The 19,086-nt window shown below is 72.5% G+C and carries 13 protein-coding genes; 9 read left to right on the top strand and 4 right to left on the bottom strand.

The genetic code is table 11. From position 1 onward, the window contains the following. The first annotated feature begins 334 nt into the window (after window positions 1-334). From AC08OO_RS16465 to AC08OO_RS16455, 3 genes are read left to right on the top strand one after another with little or no spacing between them, the layout of a single operon-like run. Window positions 335-1,363 carry an AAA family ATPase gene (locus AC08OO_RS16465; protein WP_476608225.1) on the top strand — a complete coding sequence of 343 codons (1,029 nt, stop codon included), beginning with the start codon at window positions 335-337 and terminating at the stop codon, window positions 1,361-1,363. A 38-nt stretch (window positions 1,364-1,401) separates the two neighbouring features. Beyond that, complete coding sequence (locus AC08OO_RS16460) at window positions 1,402-2,805, top strand: DUF58 domain-containing protein (RefSeq protein WP_476611059.1); 1,404 nt, start codon at window positions 1,402-1,404, stop codon at window positions 2,803-2,805. Further along, a complete protein-coding gene (locus tag AC08OO_RS16455; protein WP_476611058.1) occupies window positions 2,802-5,369 on the top strand; it encodes a transglutaminase TgpA family protein in 2,568 nt (855 codons plus the stop codon). The genes AC08OO_RS16460 and AC08OO_RS16455 overlap by 4 nt, the downstream gene beginning before the upstream one ends. Here the strand turns inward: AC08OO_RS16455 and AC08OO_RS16450 are convergent. The 4 genes from AC08OO_RS16450 to AC08OO_RS16435 form a co-directional block, all read right to left on the bottom strand. Beyond that, a complete protein-coding gene (locus AC08OO_RS16450; RefSeq protein WP_011435844.1) occupies window positions 5,317-5,727 on the bottom strand; it encodes a DUF3040 domain-containing protein in 411 nt (136 codons plus the stop codon). The genes AC08OO_RS16455 and AC08OO_RS16450 overlap by 53 nt on opposite strands. A gap of 167 nt (window positions 5,728-5,894) precedes the next feature. Beyond that, window positions 5,895-6,707, bottom strand: a complete 813-nt coding sequence (locus AC08OO_RS16445; RefSeq protein ID WP_476611057.1) for a methyltransferase domain-containing protein — start codon at window positions 6,705-6,707, stop codon at window positions 5,895-5,897. Window positions 6,708-7,021: 314 nt separating this feature from the next. Further along, window positions 7,022-7,522 (bottom strand): SAV_6107 family HEPN domain-containing protein, encoded by a 501-nt coding sequence (locus tag AC08OO_RS16440; RefSeq protein ID WP_476607343.1) that lies wholly within the window; start codon window positions 7,520-7,522, stop codon window positions 7,022-7,024. A 215-nt stretch (window positions 7,523-7,737) separates the two neighbouring features. Then, window positions 7,738-8,475, bottom strand: coding sequence for a hypothetical protein (locus AC08OO_RS16435; RefSeq protein ID WP_476611056.1), 738 nt, complete (start codon window positions 8,473-8,475; stop codon window positions 7,738-7,740). A gap of 335 nt (window positions 8,476-8,810) precedes the next feature. Between AC08OO_RS16435 and AC08OO_RS16430 the strand changes: the two genes are divergently transcribed. The 6 genes from AC08OO_RS16430 to AC08OO_RS16405 all read left to right on the top strand — a co-directional run bounded on the left by AC08OO_RS16430 (window position 8,811) and on the right by AC08OO_RS16405 (window position 19,065). Beyond that, on the top strand, window positions 8,811-12,725 hold the full coding sequence (locus AC08OO_RS16430) for a BTAD domain-containing putative transcriptional regulator (protein WP_476611055.1): 3,915 nt from the start codon (window positions 8,811-8,813) through the stop codon (window positions 12,723-12,725). Further along, the gene (locus AC08OO_RS16425) at window positions 12,722-13,465 is read left to right on the top strand and encodes a spheroidene monooxygenase (RefSeq protein WP_476618721.1); all 744 of its coding nucleotides are present in this window, start codon (window positions 12,722-12,724) and stop codon (window positions 13,463-13,465) included. Before AC08OO_RS16430 ends, AC08OO_RS16425 begins: the two co-directional genes overlap by 4 nt. A 144-nt stretch (window positions 13,466-13,609) precedes the next feature. Continuing rightward, window positions 13,610-16,225, top strand: a complete 2,616-nt coding sequence (locus AC08OO_RS16420) for an FAD-dependent oxidoreductase (RefSeq protein WP_476618720.1) — start codon at window positions 13,610-13,612, stop codon at window positions 16,223-16,225. A 175-nt stretch (window positions 16,226-16,400) separates the two neighbouring features. Then, window positions 16,401-17,024: a GNAT family N-acetyltransferase gene (locus AC08OO_RS16415; RefSeq protein ID WP_476607348.1), complete on the top strand. Its 624-nt coding sequence runs from the start codon at window positions 16,401-16,403 to the stop codon at window positions 17,022-17,024. Then, on the top strand, window positions 17,021-17,848 hold the full coding sequence (gene cruF / locus AC08OO_RS16410; RefSeq protein ID WP_011435836.1) for a bisanhydrobacterioruberin hydratase CruF: 828 nt from the start codon (window positions 17,021-17,023) through the stop codon (window positions 17,846-17,848). The genes AC08OO_RS16415 and cruF overlap by 4 nt, the downstream gene beginning before the upstream one ends. A gap of 140 nt (window positions 17,849-17,988) precedes the next feature. Beyond that, a complete protein-coding gene (locus AC08OO_RS16405; RefSeq protein ID WP_476618719.1) occupies window positions 17,989-19,065 on the top strand; it encodes a glycosyltransferase family 2 protein in 1,077 nt (358 codons plus the stop codon). Window positions 19,066-19,086 lie beyond the last annotated feature (21 nt).

The raw sequence follows: 19,086 nt of genomic DNA, 5'->3' as shown, positions 1-19,086 counted from the left end.
CCCCGTACCACCCCACCGAACCCCCTCTATCGGGGGTCGCCCGCGATACCTAAGAAGAAGGTGGTATAAATCGCAAAAAATCAGTACAAATGACTCTGGTGGGCGAAGGAACATTTGGTCTCACTCGCCGTCCCGGCGAGGCCGGTCAGCTACGGACACCTACCCCTCAATCTCCTGTCGGGTTCCGCTTCGAGGCATGTTTCCTCGACCACCACGGCCTGCGCGCCCGCGGTGGATGTCACACTCGGGGGGGACAGGTCCCACCGGGGCCGGGTCCGCGCATCCCGATGCGCGACGCATCCCGACACTCGACACCCGGAGGGGGGCCAACCTCGTGGTGACCGACCCTGGTCTTCTGCACTGGCGTGACCCGGTGACCGACATCGGCCATCTCGCCGACGTCACCAATCGGGTGCGGACCAGCGTCGAGACGGTCATCGACGGCAAGTCCGAGGCGATCACGACGGCCCTGGTCGTGCTGCTGTCCGAGGGTCACCTGCTGATCGAGGACGTCCCCGGGGTCGGCAAGACCATGCTCGCCAAGGCCCTCGCACGGTCCATCGATGCCCGGGTGCGTCGCATCCAGTTCACTCCGGACCTGCTCCCCGGCGACGTCACCGGAGTCAGCATCTACAACCAGGGCACCCGTGACTTCGAGTTCCGTCCCGGCCCGGTGTTCGCCAACATCGTCGTCGGCGACGAGATCAACCGCGCCGAGCCGAAGGCGCAGTCGGCGCTCCTCGAATGCATGGAAGAGCACCAGGTCACGGTCGACGGCGTCACCTACCGGCTCGAGTCACCCTTCATGGTGATCGCGACCCAGAACCCGGTGGAGATGGAGGGCACCCGGGCGTTGCCGGAGGCCCAGCGCGACCGTTTCACCGCCCGGATCTCGATGGGCTACCCCTCCCCCGCAGCCGAGCTGGAGATGCTCGACAGCCACGGCAACGCCAACCCGCTGGCCGGCATCACCCCGGTCACCGACGCTGCCGAGATCGCCAAGCTGATCGCACTCGTCCGCACGGTGCACGTCTCGCCCGAGGTGCGCCACTACATCGTCGACCTGGTCGGCGGGACCCGCACGCATCCCGAGATCGCGCTCGGCGCGTCCCCCCGGGCTGCGCTGCATCTCATCCGTGCTGCCCGGGCCCGCGCGGCCTTGGACCAGCGCGGTTTCGTCCTCCCCGACGACGTTCAGGAGATGGCTGTCCCGGTCATGGCGCACCGCCTACTGCTGCACCCTGAGATCATGCTCTCCGGGGAGCCGACGATCGAGGTCTCCGCCCGCATCCTGACCGACGTTCTGCGCCGGATCCCGATCCTTCGTCCCGGTACGGCACGCCCGACCCGGCACGGCCGTTAGAGCTCCGTGTGCGGAACCTCCGGGTGCGGAACCTCCGGGTGCGTGACTTTGTCGCAGCGCTGCGTGGCCTGACGATCCGCGGCCGGTCATTCGTCGCCGCCGGCATCGCCTGCGCGGCGTCCGCGGCCGTGCTCGGCGAGCAGGACCTGCTGCGGATCGGCCTGCTCGTCATGCTCCTCCCCGTGCTCGCGGCGGCCTTCGTCTGCCGGACCCGCTACCGGCTCGCCTGCACTCGCCGGCTCGAACCGAGCCGGGTGACCGCCGGGGACCGGGTCTCGGTCCGGATCAGGCTGGAGAACGTCAGCCGGTCGCCGTCGTCGGTGCTCCTGCTGGAGGACGCCGCCGCGGACGGGCTGGGCGGCGGGGCCCGGTTCGTACTCGACCGGATCGAGCCTGGTGGCAGCCGGGACCTGTCCTATGCCCTGCACGCGGGGATGCGCGGTCGCTACCAGATCGGACCGATGGCGATCCGCCTCGGTGACCCGTTCGGGCTGTGCGAACTGTCGCGCAGTTTCCGCAGCATGGACGAACTGGTCGTGGCCCCCCCGATCGAGCGGCTGCCGCCGGCCCGCCCGACCGGTGCCGCGCGCGTCAGCGCCGAGCTGCGCCGCGCGACCGGGCTCGTGGGTGAGGACGAGACGACGACCCGTCCGTACCGGTCCGGCGACGACCTGCGCAAGGTGCACTGGAAGACGACCGCCCGCCGCGGCGAGCTGATGGTCCGGCGCGAGGAGCACCCGCAGACGGGCGGGGCGACCATCCTGATCGACACTCGGGCCCGGGCGTGGCCTGACGGGGGCCCGTCAGCGTCGTTCGAGTGGGCGGTGAGCGCGGTCGGGGCGATCGGCGTCCACCTCGTCCGGGGCGGGTACCGGGTCCGACTGCTGACCGATCAGGGGCTGGCGGCCATCGCCGCGGGGGGTACCGTCGGCGGGCTCCTTGACGAGCTTTCGACGCTGATGCCCGCCCCCACCGAGTCCCTGTACCCAGCGCTCGCGGCCGGCCGCGGGCGAGTCGGTCACGGCGGCATGTTCGTCGCCGTCCTCGGCCACACCGATGCGCCCACCGCCACCGCGCTGGCCGGGCTGCGGCCCCGCAGCGCCCCGGCGATCGCGGTGCTCGTCAACGTGGCCAGCTGGAGCACCGCCGCGGCGGCCCCGAAGATCGCCGCCGACCTCGAAACGACGCACGCGGTGCTCACCCGCGCCGGCTGGGCGGTCCTCGGCGCGGCGGCGGGCACCAGCCTCGCGGCGATGTGGCCGCGGGTCGCCGCCCGGGCCCGGGGCACGGGCGGCGTCGGTGCCCCGGGTGCCGCCGGAGTCTCCGGACGTCCCGGGGCCGCGGGACTCACCAGAACCGTGGGACTCACCGGGGCGACGGGGCACACCGGGGCGACGGGGCACACCGGCGATCTCCACACCGGCGGACGGTCTGTGCCGTGAACGCCCGCCCGGCGCCCACAGTGATCGCCACCGTCGCCTGTCTGCTGTCCACCAGCGCGCTGACCCGTCTGTTCGAGGGTGTCCTCTGGTGGTTCGGGCCGGTGCTCGTCGCCACGACCGTGGCCGTCGGGACGGGGGTGGCGAGCCGCCTGCTCCGGCTGCCGGCGGCGGCCGAGATCCTGCTCAGTCTGGTCGGCCTCATCGGCACCGTCACCGTGCTGTCCGCGCGGTCGACGGCGTTGCTGGGCTTCCTGCCGACCGCCACCACGGTCGGGACGCTGCACACGCTCATCTCCGCCGGCGGCTCCGACATCTCACGGCTGGCCGCGCCGGTGCCCGCCCGGCCGGGCCTGGTGGTCCTCACGGTGATCGGCGTCTACCTCCTGGTGATGATCGTCAACCTGATCGTGGTGAAGTTCGACCACCCGACGCTCGGCGGCCTTCCGCTGCTGGCGCTGTATGCGGTGTCGGCGGCGATTCTGCCCGGGGGGGTCGGCGTGGTGCCCTTTCTGCTCGGCGCGGTGAGCTTCATCGCCCTGCTCCTGCTCGACGGGCGGTTGGCGTACGAGCGATGGGGCCGGACCGTCTCCGACCAGCGGAGGGCTGGCGTCGAGATGTTCGGCGGTCGCATCGCCGTGGGCGCGCTCGGGGTCGCCGTCACCGCGCTGGTCGCCGCGATCGTGGTGCCGCTGGGCCTGCCGTCCCTTGACGGCGAGGGACTGGTGTCGCGCAAGGGTGGATCCGGTGCCGGGGACGGTCCGAGTTCGGCCAGCGTCGTGCAGCCGATCGTCTCGGTGAGCCAGCAGCTGCACGCCAGCACGGAGGTGCCCCTGCTTCGGCTGCGCTCCGACGAGCCGAAGTATCTGCGACTGACGGCGCTGGAGAACTTCGACGGCCAACTGTTCACCCTGCGGGCGTTGAATGCCACCCGGGAAGACCGGGTCAGCGAGGGATTACCGAAACCACGGACGGGCGGCGCTACCCAGTCGGTACGTGCGGAGGTGGCCGTCACCGGGCGGTTCAACGAGCTGTATCTGCCGGTTCCGGGCATCCCAATCCGGATCGAGGGGCTGACCGGCGACTGGCGGCTGGCGAGCCCGACAGGCACGATCTTCTCGACCCGGACCTCGACGGCGAACGCGCACTACCAGGTGGACGCGGTGGTGCCGAATCCCACAAGCGCGCAGCTTCAGGCCGCGACCGGGCCGATCCCGGACTCGCTCGGCGTCGCGACCGCGCTCCCTGACAATCTCGATCCCCAGCTGCGTCAGCTCACCAAGGCCGTGACCGCGGGTGCGCGCACCCCCTATGAAAAGGTGTACGCGATCCAGGAATACCTGCGGGGGCCGCAGTTCACCTACGACCTCCGGGGCGCCCCCACCACGCAGGAGGGCGCGCTCAGCCAGTTCCTGTTCGACACCCACCGCGGCTACTGCGAACAGTTCGCCTCGGCCATGACGGTCATGGTGCGGATACTGGGCCTACCCGCCCGGGTCGCGATCGGCTTCGTCCCCGGGGCGCGGCGGAGCGACGGCAGCTACGTCATCACCAACCGGCAGGCGCACGCCTGGCCCGAGGTCTGGTTCCCGTCGATCGGCTGGATCAGCTTCGAGCCGACCCGCCGCAGCGACGGAACCACCTCGGCGCCGTCCTACGCCCCCGCCGGGCCCGAGGACCCCGACAACGACGCCGCCCTGCCGGAAGAGCAGGCTCAGGCCGAATCGCAGGCAGCGCCCGAGCCGGTGCCCGTGCCGGATACCTCCACGCCGGCTCCCGGCGACGATCCGACCACGATGGGCGCTGCGCGGTCAGGTGACGACGCATCGACCTCCACCGAAATTCCCTCCTGGGTGGTCTGGCTGTGCGCTGCCCTGCCCGTCCTGGGCCTGCTAGCCGTTCCGGCGATCATCCGGATCCGGCGGAGGCGGGTCCGGCTGCGCCCGGCCGAAGACGATCCCCCAGATCCGTCTGGGGCGACGGTGGAACGGGTCCACGACGCCTGGGCGGAACTGCTGGACGTCGCCGCGGACCTGGGAATCATGATCCGGCCGAACGACTCGCCGCGGGCCGGAGTGGCCCGGCTGACCGCCTACCTGGACGCCGAGCCGACCACCGCACAGGCTCCGGGATCCGGCCCGGAACCGTCTGCGTGGCAATCCGGGGGCAGCGAGCCCCCCACGACCTACCCGCAGGCCCGCGCGGCACTCGCCCGACTGGCCTCCGCGGAGGAGCGGGCCCGCTACGCGCCGCCGGAGATGGCCGCGCCGCCGTCCGTCGCAGACCTCCGCGAAGATGCCGTCCTGGCCACCACCACGCTGTTGGCGCTGGCACCGCGGGCCAGGCGGATGTTGGCGCGGATCGCACCGGCATCGGTTCTCCGGCGCGCCGCGCCGGCCTCGGCGCGCGGACGGTCGAGGCCGGGACGGGGAAGCGGTAAGGACGACGCACCCGCCACGCCCACCACGATTCAGAACGAAGACAATCAGGACAATCAGGACTGGCTGGACGCGGTCAGGGACGGTCCTCCCAGCGCCGCCGCCACCGCTCCTCGACCCGTTCCATGAACGGAGCCCTAGCCCGCGGCTTCGGCTTCGATCCCCCCTGCACGCCGCCCGGCCGCCGGTGACCGGTGTCACGGCCGCTGATCCGGCGCAGGTCTGCCGCACCGCGCAGCGCGGCGAACAACATCATGAGGAAACCGAGGATGCCGAGGATCACCGTCAGCGGTACCCGGTTGAGTACCACACCGACCACCAGGACGGCCAGACCGAGGACGAAAACGACCGCGCTGCGGCGCACCCGGCGCAGCAGGTAGGTACGGGGGTCCGTCGAACGCACGGTACTGGCAAACTTTGGATCGTCCTGTACGAGAGCGCGCTCGATCTGCTCCAGCAGGCGCTGCTCGTTCTCCGAGAGCGGCATCGACGCTCCTCCCACGACCTGTAGGCCCGGCGGACGGAACCTGATAACCAAGGATAGGCATGTGCGGGCGGGTGCGGTAGGCAACCTGTCATGCTGGTTGGAACCGAGCGATTCCCGTCACCTGGTCCGTGCCCGAACTGGGGTCTTTCATACCGGGAAATCCACGGTCACGGGAACCCGGCGGCGCCGGCTTCGCGAGCGGTACCAGCGGCACGACGGCGGGCAAGCACGTGCAGCTGTGCCGCAAGGTCACGGAACGGCTCCAGGGCGGCCGCGGCCAGTTCCAGGCGCAGCAGCCGCTGCGCGGTGAAGGGATCGGAGTCGACCCGTGCCCCGGGGACCAGGTCGGCGAACACGCGCACCCCGTGGACGTCGACGACGTCCGCGCCCGCCGCGTTCACCAGCGCGACGATCTCGGCGGTGGTGAACCCGGCGGGCGTCCGGGGCGCCCCGGCGCCCCGGCCGGTCAGCACGGCCTGCGCCTGCTCGAAGCGACCCGCCAGGGCGCGGGCGAGCACCGTGGCAGCCCGGCCCGCGACGACGAGGCTGAGAACGCCTCCCGGGCGCAGCACCGGCAGGGCCCCCGCCAGCGCGGCCTCGGGATCGTCAACGACGTCGAGGACGGAGTGGCACAGCAACAAATCGGCGGTCTCGGCTCCGACGATGCCGGTCAGGTCGGCCAGATCGCCCTGCTCGGCCGTGACCCGGTCGGCGACGCCCCGTTCGTCGGCGCGACGGCGCAACGCTGCCAGGGCGTCCGGCGACGGGTCCACGACGATCACCAGGTAGCCCTCGACCGCCAGGGGTACGGCGAAGCCACCACTCCCACCGCCCGCGTCAACGATGATCGGCGGGATGGCTGTGGCCGCCGGGGCCACCGACCAGGCCGGAACCCCCGCTGCCGATCCGGGCAGGACCGTCCGCAGGCCGTGCCAGATCGCGGCCTGCCGCAGATCCGCGCCGGTGACATGGCTGGTCATGCGTGTCGCGCCTCCTCACGCCGGCTTCGTCGGCGCCGCCGTCAGCCCGCTCGCCCACGCCGGAGGACCAGGCGCGTCACCGACCCACGGTGAGGCCTATGGCGACCCCGACAACCAGCCCGCCAGCCGACAGCCCTACGACCCGCAGTACCCAGATGTTGCGACGCGCAACGGCGGACGGCACGGCCCGATGCGCGCCGCGGTGCCGATGCTCAGAACCGGTGAGGACCATCGATGATCTCCTGCTCCGCCAACCACTACCCCTCGGAAGGTAACCGATAGTGACCGATGCTCACCGTAAACGCAACCGCTCGTCACCCACCCGGGGCGCCGCCGGGCCGACCACGGTCAGCCTGCCCTCGGCCCGGCGACATGACCATCGTGACCTCCCCAGGCCCGACCGGACCGGCGCCGGCGATCATCGGTTGGGACGGCAGGCCCAGCACGCCCTCGACAACCCCGATGAACAGATCGACCTGACGGATCAGATCATCGGCCTCCCGCCTGGTCACTACCTTCAGCCCGGCCTCGGCCGCCGATCGCCGGGCGGCCCCCGCCGCGAAGAACTCCGCCCACTCCGCGAGCTCGGGGGCCACCCGGACAAGCAGGCGCCAGGCACTCACGGGCCGACCGCGACGACCGGGACGGGGCCGGGCCCGGTCCGCCAGGACAGCGGCCGCCGCCCGCAGCGCCGCGAGGTGGGCGAGGGCGTAGCGCTCCCCGGCCGCCTGGGCGTACTCGGCCTCACCGAGACCGCGCCGGGCGGCGACCAACAGATCGTCGCGGGAGCGGCGAGGCAACCCCGCCGCCGACACCAGGGCCCGTCCAACCGGCCCGGTTGATCCACCGTGCGCCCCGGTAGATCCACCGGGGCCGCCAAACGCACCCTTACCGCGGGCCGCTCCTCCCGCCGGGTCCGAGCCACTGTCCGAGCCACTGATCGGCCGACTGGTCACGGTGGCCACAACACCTCCCGAGTCTCGAACATAGGTTCGATCACGAAGTAGTGAACCCTCGCCGGCGCCGCCCGTCAAGCATCGAGGTATCGAACACGCGATCGAGCAGATCCGGCGGCCTCGGACTCGACCACCCGAAGAAACCAGCCGAGGACGAGCAGGGCCACCACGTCGGGAACCCATCCCAGCCGCGGGTCCGCGGCTTTCCCCCGACAGACATGTCCCGAATCCGCACCTGTCGTCCGGGCCACCCGGGTGACCCTCGGGTCGAGCGCATCCGGATCGGCCACGACAAGCGCCGTTCCGTCCAGCGCAAACCGGATGATGTTCACATCACGGTGACCCACGAGCCCGCTGGCGAACTCGCCGCGGGTCGGCCTGAGCCAACGCAGCGTGGCACCGTCCGACAGGCGCACCCAGCCCCCGTGGCGGCCTGGCTCGAAGGCGGCCAGGGGCACCCGTCCCATGGGTTCGACCAGACGGATCCCGAAACCGTCGAGGTCGGTCTCCAGCACGAACGGCCGGCCGGCCGCCATCAGCTCGACCCGGCCCCGCGACCACCAGTCGGCCAGCAGCGCGCCCTCGTCGGTCTCGACGTGCACGTGCCGGACCGAGGTGTGCCGGGACACCGACTCGATCCGGAAGATCAGCTCGTGCGGCAGTCCGCCGGCACGTCGCGGGAGAAGGTCCGCCCCGGCCATCGTCCGCGGTGTCCTGGTCCGGGTCACCGCCGGGGTCACCGCCGGGGTCACCGCCGGGCCCGCCGCCGACGCGGGCCGCCTCGCCAGGCTCCTGGGCACCGTGATCGCCATGTTCCCAACCCCCTCCGCCTCGCCGGCCGTCTCCCGGCCGTCTGCCGCCTCGATTTCGTGGACTCAGTGCACCTCCAAGCGATCAACACCCACTGCACGCACAATCACCAGAACCATTGAGAATGCGTTGATCGGAACACCTGGATTCCGCGATCGGGTCACACGACACCCCACGGAGTCGGACCGCCACCCGCGTCGCACCGGACACCGGGCGCCGGAGCAGGCCTGACGCGGAAACGACAGGGGCCGTTCCAGATCGGTAGTTGCCGCCATGTCCCCTCCCGGCGCACGCTGCGGTAATACAGACATCACCGGGGGTCGTACGAGAGGACCAGATGCCTGACCGCGACAGCCTGCAGTTCGCCATCCTCGGCCCGTTGGAGATCACTGCCGGGGGAGCACCCATCGTGCTCGGCGGCACCCAGCGCAAGGTGCTGATGGCCGCGTTGCTGCTGGAAGCCGGTCAGGTGGTGCCCGGTCACCGGCTGCTGGAGGTGATCTGGGGGGACCCACCGCCGGAGAAGGCGCTGGCCACATTGCGTACCCATGTCAGCGAGCTGAGGCGGCGGCTGGAGACCGGTTCCGAGGTGCTGTTGCGCAAGGGGACCGGGTACGTCCTTGACGTGCGCCCGGAGCAGATCGACTCCGAACAGGCCCGTCGGCTGCTGGAACAGGGCCGGCGCGCGGTGGACGACGGTGACCCGGTGAGCGCGATCGCCCCGTTGCAGGAGGCCCAGGCCCTCTGGCGGGGACCGCCGCTGGTCGACCTGATCGACTACCCGTTCACCCGAGCCTACGTGGACGCCCTCGACGAACTCCAGCTCGACATCGCCAAGACCCGGATCGCCGCCGATCTCTCCCTGGGTCGTCATCGCGAGGTCATCGGGGATCTGCGCGTGCTGGTGACACGGCACCCCCACGACGACGGGCTGCGCCGAGAGCTGGTTCTCGCCTTCTACCGGGACGGTCGGATCGAGGACGCGGCCCGGGCCTGCCGGGAGGGCCTGGAGGCGCTGCACGACCTGGGGCTGGACTCCGCGATGTTGCAGCAGCTGCAGGAGGACGTGCTGCGCGGCGCGTCCAGCCTGGCCTGGACCCCGCCCCGCTCGCTCGACCGGCGGGTCTCCGTGGCGCCCACGAGCCAGGGGGGGTACCAGCTGCCCCCGGACATCCGCGAATACACCGGGCGCGACACGATCCAGGCCCAGGTGCACGCCATGCTGACCGATCCGGTCGGGCTGTCACGGGGAACCGTGGTGGCGGCGTTCGCGGGTAAGGCCGGCGCAGGCAAGACCGCCTTGGCCGTGCACATCGCGCATCGCGTCCGCACGGGGTTCACCGACACGCTGTACGTGGACCTGCGGGGCAACAGCAGCCCGCTGGCCCCGGCCCGGGTGCTGTCCCGGTTCGTCCAGACGCTCGGGGTCAGCCGCTCCGCGGTACCGGCCGACCCCGACGATCTCGGCGAGATGTACCGGGAGCTGCTCGCGACCCGCAAGGTCCTGATCATCCTCGACAACGCGGGGGGCGAGGCACAGATCCGGCCGCTGCTGCCGACCAGCCCGGGCTGCGCGGTCATCATCACGAGTCGGTCGCGGCTGCACGGTCTGAGCGCCCCGTACTGGATGGTGGACGTCCTGCTGCCCAGTGACGCGGTGGAGCTGCTGGCCAAGATGGTCAGCACGCAGCGGGTCGACACCGAGCCCGAGGCCGCGCGTGACATCGTCGGCCTGTGCGGCTACCTACCGCTGGCGATCCAGATCGCCGGGCGCAAGCTGGCCGCCCATCCGCACTGGAAACTGGCCCGCCTGGCCGGGCGGCTCGCCAACGAACGCGACCGGCTGTCCTGGCTGGAGGCCGGCGACCTGGAGATCCGGGCCAGCTTCTCGCTGAGCTACGAGGGCCGGCCGCCGGACGAGCAGCGCGCCTTCCGGCTGCTGTCGCTGCCCGCGATGAGCGATTTCGCGCCATGGGCCGCGGCGGCGGTCCTCGACCTCGACCTCGACGAAGCCGAGGACGTCGTCGACCGGCTCGCCGACGCCCAGCTACTCGAACGACGTGGCGCCGACCGGACGGGAACCGAGCGCTACCGCTTTCACGACCTGCTCCGGGTGTTCGCCCGGGAGCGCGAGACCGGGGTCGGCACCCCGCTCGGCCACCCCGCGGCCCCGGGTCGGATCCCCGAGGCCGGCGGGGACAACCGTCACACCGGCAACGGGCACACCGGCAACGGGCACCACGACGCTGCCGGGGCCCCCTCCACCGGGGCCCCCTCCACCGTGTCCGGAGAACACCGGGCGGCCTTGGGGCGGCTGCTGTACGCCTATCTGGCGATGCTGCGGGAGGCGGTCGACACCTTCAGCCCCGGCGGGGTGCGCACCCTCACCCCCGTCGCCGAGGACGCGGCTGCGCTCACGACGGGGGCCGTGTTTCGGTTTGAACAGGCAGGCGTCGCCGACCTGGTCGGTCGGCCGCTGGTCTGGTTCGGCGGGGAACGGGGAAACCTCCTGAGCCTGATCGACCAGGCCCACGCGGCCGGTCTCGACGAGCCGACCTGGCTGCTCGCCACCGAGGCCGCCGAGTTCTACGCCTTCGCGGCGCACTGGGGCGACTGGGAGCAGAGCCACGTCCTGGGGCTGGCCGCAGCCCGCCGGGGCGGGCACCGCCTCGCCGAGGCGACGCTGCTGACCAACCTCGCCGAGCGCGACATCACGCTGGCCTTCGAGGACGCCTTCTGGCGACTGGACGCGGACGGCACGGACCCCGACGGTCAACCGGCGGTCGAGGTCTACCGGGCTACGGTCGACCACCTGGCGCTGGCCACGGAACGCCTCACCCGCGCCCGGAAGATCTTCGTCGACTTCGGCGACGAGCTGGGTGAGGCCCGGACGCTGCGCGGGCTGGCCGACGCCTGCCGCGGTCGGGGGGAGTTCTCCGCGGCTCTGGTCCACTTCGAGGCCGGCCTGGAGATGATGCGCCGGGGCGGCGCCCGCAAGGCCGAGGCGGAGACCCTGGTGAACGTCGCCATGGTCCACGGCGACCGCGACGAGCTCACCGACGGCATCAACTGCCTGACGATGAGCCTGTCGATCGCCCGCGAACTCGGCAACCGCCCGCTGGAGGCGCTGGCCCTGCGCCGGTTGGGCGATCTCCACCGTTTCCAGTACCGGTTGGACCGGGCTCTGGCAAGCTACAACGAGAGCCTGCCGCTGCTCGCCGAGCTACCCGACACCCGCTGGGAGCCACGCGTGCTCATCCGCCGGGGTGACATCCTCGCCCAGATGGACGACCATCCGGCGGCGCGGCGATCCTGGCAGCAGGGCATCACGCTGCTACGTCAGCAGGGCTCCCCCGAGCTGCCGGCCGCCGAGGAACGGCTGAGCGCACCGGTCACGGCCGAGCCCACCCAGTTCACCAGCGGGCGGCTGCTCAGCACGTTCGATCCGGCGTACTTCATCGCCCGGATCGCATCGTCCCGGCGCAGCGTCCGGTTACTCAACACCTGGACGGATCTGGCGACCCGCGAGCACCGGACCGCCTTCGCCGGCGCGGTGCTCGCGGCGGTCGACGCCGGAGCGATCATTCAGGTGCTCCTACTCGACCCGGACTCCCCGGCCGTGGCCGGACGAGCCGCCGACCTCCTGCACAGCGTCGACGTACCGGGCATGATCCGCTCGAACCTGCTGGCCCTCGAGGCACTGCGGGATCGGCTCGCTCCCGTCCTGCGCTCCCGGCTCGCGGTGCGTCTCTACACCGAACAGCCCCTGACGACGTATCACCGCTGGGACACCGGGGCGCTGGTCTCGACGTTCCCCGTCGGGTACTCCTCGGCCGCCGCGACCCAGCACGAGGCGGCCGTCTCCTCCACCCTGGTCCAGTTCGTCGAACAGCACTTCGAGCGGCTCTGGAGTCTGGAAGGGAGCACCGCCTTGGACGACTATCTGCGGGTGCCGCTGCGCGTCTCCCCGTCGGACGCGGGCCATCTCGAGGTACAGGCCGAGTTCGTGCGCCTCGACGGGGCGGTGTACGTCTCCTCCCCCGACCTCGTCGCGCTGCTGGGCCGCGGCGGTCCGGACGGCCTGCTCGCGGAGGTGGCGGGCGACGGTCGGCATGTACTGGCTGGAACCGGGCGGTGCCGGATGGTACCCCTACGCGACAACGACGGCGCCGGGGCCGTGGCCACGGCCTTCGCCGACAAGTACGGGGCCGCCCGGGACAGCTTGCTGCGCCTGTCATCGGTGCGGCGATGAGCACGCTTGTCACCGTCGACTTCTGGCGGGTGCCCCGGCGACGGATCGGTTACGCCCTGGCGCGGATGGCCGCCGACCGTACCGCCCTGCGGCACACACCGGGACTGACCTTCGCAAAACTGCTGGGCACCGGTTCGGCGAGCAGTTTCACCCTGCGCGACGCCGATCCGTGCCAGTGGGCGATGGTCGCCGTCTGGTCCTCCCCGTCGGCGGCCCGTTCCTTCGAACGATCCGCGGCGGTGCGGGCATGGTCGTCGCTGGCCGAAGAACGCTGGCGGATCGACCTTCACCCGCTGTCGTCACGTGGGCGATGGTCACGGCAGGAGCCCTTCGGCGACCCGGCGGCGTCGAACGTTCCGCCTCCCACGAGCGCCCCCGCGGCGGTCGCGGTGATCACCCGGGCCCGCATCGCCCTGCGGCACACCCTCGCCTTCCGCCAAGCGGTGCCGGCGGTGGCGGTCGACCTCGCCGAGGCCGAGGGTCTGATCTTCGCGGCTGGCATCGGGGAGGCGCCGATCGGCTTACAGGGAACGTTCAGCCTCTGGCAGGACGCGGCGTCGCTGCGCAGGTTCGCTTACGGCCGCCCCGCGCACAGCGAGGTCGTCCGGCGCACACCGATGGTCGGCTGGTACAGCGAGGAACTGTTCGCGCGGTTCGCGGTGCTCGGCTCGCGGGGGACGCTGGGCGGGCGGGATCCTCTCCTGCAGGTCAGCCCCGGGCCGACGTTGACGCCGCGTTGAAGATCCAGCCGCGGCTCCCCGCCGTATCCGGGCGGGGACACGGCCTGCTTTGACGCCCCGTTGAACGGCACCCGCCACCGTGGAGGGGCCGCCCGCACCTTCCCACGCCCCGCACCTTCCCACGAACCGGGTGAAGCAAGCCGCATGTCGATACCCCGCGAGCAGGCGCCCTGGACGCAGCCCCACCGCCGTCGGGTTCTGATCGCGACACCGGTGAGCGAACGGGTCGCGCGGCTCGTCACTCGGCACGACTCCGCCCGGCTACGCCCGGAGCTGGCCACCCGGCCGACGGGCCTGGCCGACGCCCTGGTCGAACTGCGGCCGCACACCCTCGTCGTCGGGGTGAACGCGGTGGATGGACCGGCACTCGAACGGTGGGCCACCGCGGTCCGCACGGACCCGGCGGAGGCCGGCCGGGACCGACCCCTGCTGCTGGTCCGCCGGGGCACCTCCCTCGCTGCCGTCGACCTGGCCGCCGCGGCCCGCCACCGGATCGAGGTGCGCAACACCCCCGAGGTCAACGCCCGGCACGTCGCCCGGTTCATCGTCGACCGGCTGTTCGACCCGCTCGGCGACGCACCCGGCGCCGAGTCGGCCGGGGCCGCCACGCGCACCGACCGGCCGGGCGTGCTCGGCCTCGTCGGCGCCGGAAACATCAACAGCCGGGTCGCCCGGGAGGGCGTCGCACGCGGCTGGCACCTGGCCGTGCACGCTCCCTCACTCGCGGCGAGGCCGGCGACGATCGCGCGCTGGGCGGCGAAGCACCGACTGCCGGTAGACCGGATCCACGTCGCCCGCACCGTCGAGGACGTCCTCGACGCCGCCGATCTGATCAGCATCGCCGCGCCCCTCGTGCACGACGGGCCCCGGATATCCGCGGGCATGATCGACATGCGGCACGTCAAGTCGTTCACCGGCCGCCGACTCGTGTCGGTCAGCGAACCGCGCGTCTTCACCGACCGGGCGCTGGTCGACGCCTACGACCGCCGCGACCTGGAGGTCGTGATCGACAACGCCCCCCGGTTCCTCGGCCCGGTCCGCGAGCTGCTCGCGGGGCGGATCGCCGAGGACGGCGGGGAGCCGCGGCGCGGATTCACTCTCTGCTCCGTGGCGATGCACAGTCCCGCCTGCAGCGACGATCTCGATCAGGCGTTCCTCGCGGTGGTCGGGCGGGCCGACCTGGACGACCTCGTCGGGAACGACCTCACCGGGAACGGCCCGAAGGACGATCGTCATGACCTGGCCGATCGCCGGGGCGATCGGCAGGGCACCGGCCGCCGGGCCGTCGAGGACCCGGCCTCTGACGGTTCCGCCGTCGACAAGCACGACGTGGTGGTCGTCGGCGGCGGGATCGTCGGACTCACGATCGCGCTCGTGCTGCGGCTGCGAGGCCACCCCGTCCGGGTCCTCGACGCCGCGCCGGCCGACCGGGCAGACCCTGCCGCCCAGGGCACGACGTTCGCGGGGACGAACGGTCGGCACCTGTCGGCGACCGAGACCCTGCCGCAGGCGGACGCGAGCCGCGTGGGTGTCCTCGATCGCGATCCGACGCACGGCGGCTGGCGGCTACGGGACCCGGAGTCGCTGTCGGAGCCGGAGAGGGCCTGGGCCGCCGCCTTCGAGCAGCGCGCCGATCGTCCCGGGCTGCACGCGGTGGCCCGGGACCTGGTGATCGCCCTGAACCGGCTGGGGTTGCGCGGGTGGGAGCATCTTTTCGCGCTCGCCGACGGCGGGGACGGGCTCGCTACCGGGTGCGGGTTGCGCTGGGACGCCCGCATCCCGCGGATCTATCTCGGTCCGGACGACCTCGCCGCGGGCGAGCGGCTGCAGCGGTCCGCGGGGGGACGGGTCGTTCGGTTGTCCCGGGCGGACCTGGTTCGCGACTGGCCCGCGCTGGGCCGCTCGATCCCGCTGCCCGGCGGCGTCCGGGAGGTGACCGCAGCGGTCGAGGTGGACGGCTACGCGGTCAACATCCACGATCTGGCCACAGTACTCATCGACCGGCTGCGGGCCGCGGGCGTCGAGGTGCGCGCCGGCACCCGGGTGGAACGCATCGAGACCGACATCGAGACCGGCATCGACGGGAACCCCGACGGCAACGGGAACGAGGCCGGGCACGAAATCGGGAACGGAGCCGGCAGCGGGGTCCGGCTGCATCTCGCGGACGGCTCGACCCTGCGCACCGGCTGGGCCGTGGTGACCGTGGCCGGCCGCGACCTGCAGCGGCTGCTGGGCGCCGCCTGGCCCGGCGCCGGTGCCGTCGCGCATCTGCTCGGCCTCTCGCTGACCCTGCCGAACCCGGGTCTGCGACGGCCGGTGAAGGTCCACGCCGGAGATCCCCTCGGTGTGATCAATGTGACGCTGTCCGCCGATGGTGCCAGGATCCATGTCAGCGGCGGATTCGGGTATCTGGGCACCGCCGTGCGGGCGGCCGCGGACAGCGGCGTCGCCCGTCTGCGCGCGGTTTTCGAGCAGGCGGTCGCCGGCCTGTTCCCGACGCTGCGCCGGCCTGACGGCAGTGTGGAGATGCTCGACGTCCGCGTCTGCGAGCGCCCGGCGACCCCGGACGGCCTCCCCCTTGTCGAGGCCGTGGCAGACCACGGCGGCCGGGTGATCGTGGCGGCAGGGACGAACGCGGGTGGCACCGTGCAGGCCCCGGCGGTGGCCATGCTGGTGGCCGACCTCCTCGCCGGCACGCCGCGCTGCGCCACGCTCGCCATGGCCGGTGATCGGGCCGGTCTCCCACCCATCCGGAGTTAGCACCCTCCACATCAGTGGAATGACGTTACGTAGCAGTAATTCCCATCGCCGAGCGGTGCCGGCGGGCGGCGAGTTATCGTCGAGCGACGTGATGGTGCGCCCCAGCCTCCTGGCTCGCCGGACCCGACTCGTGGGGCCAGGTCGGCGATCCGGGCGCGGACAGGAGGCGACGCCGGTGACCGACGTGGACGTGAGGGTGGTCCGCTGGTCCCCGAGCCGGATGCGCACCCGGCTCGACGATGTCATCGCGGTCTACAAGGCCGCTTTCCTCGATCACCACGAGCCTGACCCGCAGCGGGCCGCCCGGGACCGGGCCGCCCATGCGCGCCGGCACTTCGAGCGGCGGGACCTTCGTGCCGTGGCGGCCGTCACACCCCACGACGAACTCATCGGGATCACCTACGCCCTGCCCGGCCGGGTCGGCCAGTGGTGGCACGACGTCGTCGCCGGCGCGCTCCCGCCGGACTCGGCCGCGTACTGGCTCGACGACTGTCTCGAGATCGTGGAGCTGCACGTCCTGCCCGCCTACCAGGGCCGGGCGATCGGGCGCACCATACTGCGGGAGCTGCTGCGCGGGGCCCCGCAACGCACGGCCGCGCTGTCCGCCCTCGAACCCCCGGGCAGTCCGGCGCGCCGGTTGTACGATCATGAGGGATTCGTTCCATTGTTGTCCGACTTCCAGTTCCCCGGGACCCTCACCCCCTACGCCGTGCTCGGCAAGGAGCTCCGCGGACGCTCCCCCGCCCGTCCCGACGGTGCCTCCGCCCAAGGAGCCGACCGGCACGCACCGGTACGATGACCGCCGACGCGCTCTTCACCGGATCGGCGCGGCCGGCGCGGCCCACCGCGGTGCCGTGGATCTTCGCGGCGGCCACCGTGGCGGTGCAGCTCCCCTGTCCGTTGGTCACCGGATCCGCCGGGGCGGCGCTCGCCATCGCCTCGATCGTGCTGTTCTTCGCATCCTCGGTGAGCCACGCCCTGCTCACCCGTGGCCGAGCGTGGACCGCCGGGTTTCTCGCCGTGACCGTCGGCGGCGGGCTGCTCGTGGAGACCGTGGGCGTGCACACCGGCTGGCCCTTCGGCCGCTACGTCTACGGCTCCGCCCTGGGCACCCGCCTGTACGGCGTCCCGGTCGTGGTGCCGATGGCCTGGGCGATGGCGACCTACCCGGCGTATGTCCTGGCCCGTCGCCACCACCGCGGCCGGGCGCGCACCGTCGTGCTGGCCGCGCTCGTCCTCGCGGCCTGGGATCTTTTCATCGACCCGCAGATGGTCGCCGCGGGGTACTGGCGGTGGCTCGGCGGCGGCCCGACGCTCAACGGAATCCCACTCACCAACACCGCCGGCTGGGTGGCCGTCGCGATCGCCATGACCGCGGCGTTGACGGCGCTTCCGGACCAGGCCGGGAGCACGGCTCGCGACGAGCGCGCCCCGCTCGCCCTTCTCCTGTGGGCCTACGTCTCCTCGACGCTGGCGAACCTCACCTTCTTCGACCGTCCCGGTGTGGCCGCGGCCGGCGGGATCGCGATGGGGGCTGCGCTCGTCGCGGCGGCCCGGGCCGGACCCCGGGACCGTGCCCGGGCCGGGGACCGCCCGGTCCCGGCGGGCTCCCCACCACGATGACGACGCCGTGGCGGACAGGGCACGGGACGGGGCACCGGACGGGGCACCGGACGGTAGCGAGATCCCCGGCCCGGTGGACGGAATCCCCGGCCCGGTGGCTTGCCGGGCGATGCTGGTCGGGTGCGGTACTGTCCGCCGCGGTGGCGTCCACCGCCATCGCCGTACACACAGCGGTGAACGCGCGGCTGCTACGCGTCCCACCGCCGGCCCGGCCGGTACGCGAACGGGTGACGGTCGTGCTACCCGTCCGCGACGAGGCCGGGAGCCTGCCGCGGTGCCTGTCGGCCCTGCTCGGCTCACGGTGGGTGCCCGGCCTCGAGATCCTCGTCTACGACGACGGTTCCACCGACGGCACCGGGGAGATCCTCGCGCGGTGGGCGGCGAGGGACGACCGGATCGTCGCGCTGCGCGGTGCGGAGCCGCCCGCCGGCTGGCTCGGCAAACCGCACGCCTGCGCCCGGGCCGCGGCGGCGGCCACGGGCACGGTCCTCGTCTTCGTCGACGCCGACGTCACGGTGGCCCCCGACGGCGTCGCGCGGACCGTTCTCCTCCTGCGGGACGCCGGCCTCGACCTCGTCTCCCCCTACCCGCGCCAGGAGGCGGCCGGTGTCGCCGAAAGGCTGATCCAACCCCTGCTCCAGTGGTCGTGGCTGGCGCTGCTGCCGCTGCGGCTGGCCGAACGCTCCGCCCGGCCGTCGCTTTCGGCGGCGGGCGGACAGCTGCTGGCCGTGGACGTGGCGGCCTACCGCCGGGCCGGCGGCCACGAGGGTGTCCGGGACCAGGTCATCGAGGATGTCGCCCTGCTGCGCAGGCTCAAGCGTGCCGGCGGGCGGGGAGTGGTCGTGGACGGCACCGATCTCGCGGTCAACCGGATGTACTCCGGATGGTCACAGCTGCGGGACGGCTACGCGAAGTCGCTGGCCGTCGCCGGTGGAAGCACGCTCGGCAGCGTCGGGCAGATCGGCATGCTGGCCTGGCTGTTCGTCGTGCCGGCGGTGGCGGCACTGGGTGGCTCGGGCCCGGGCGCGGTCGGGTACCTCGCCGGGGTCGCCGGCCGGGTGCTCGCCGCCCGCCGCACGGGCGGCCGGAGCTGGCCCGACGCCGCCGCTCATCCGGCTTCCGTGAGCCTGTTGGGCTATCTGACTGCGGTGTCGTGGTGGCGTCGTCGGCGGGGTACCGCCCGATGGAAGGGACGACCGGTTACCCGCTGCCCCTGACCACTGGTCCGCACCCCGCAC

It is taken from the genome of Frankia sp. CeCAU1, from assembly GCF_977971845.1.
This window is presented reverse-complemented; position numbering and strand designations above follow the sequence as displayed.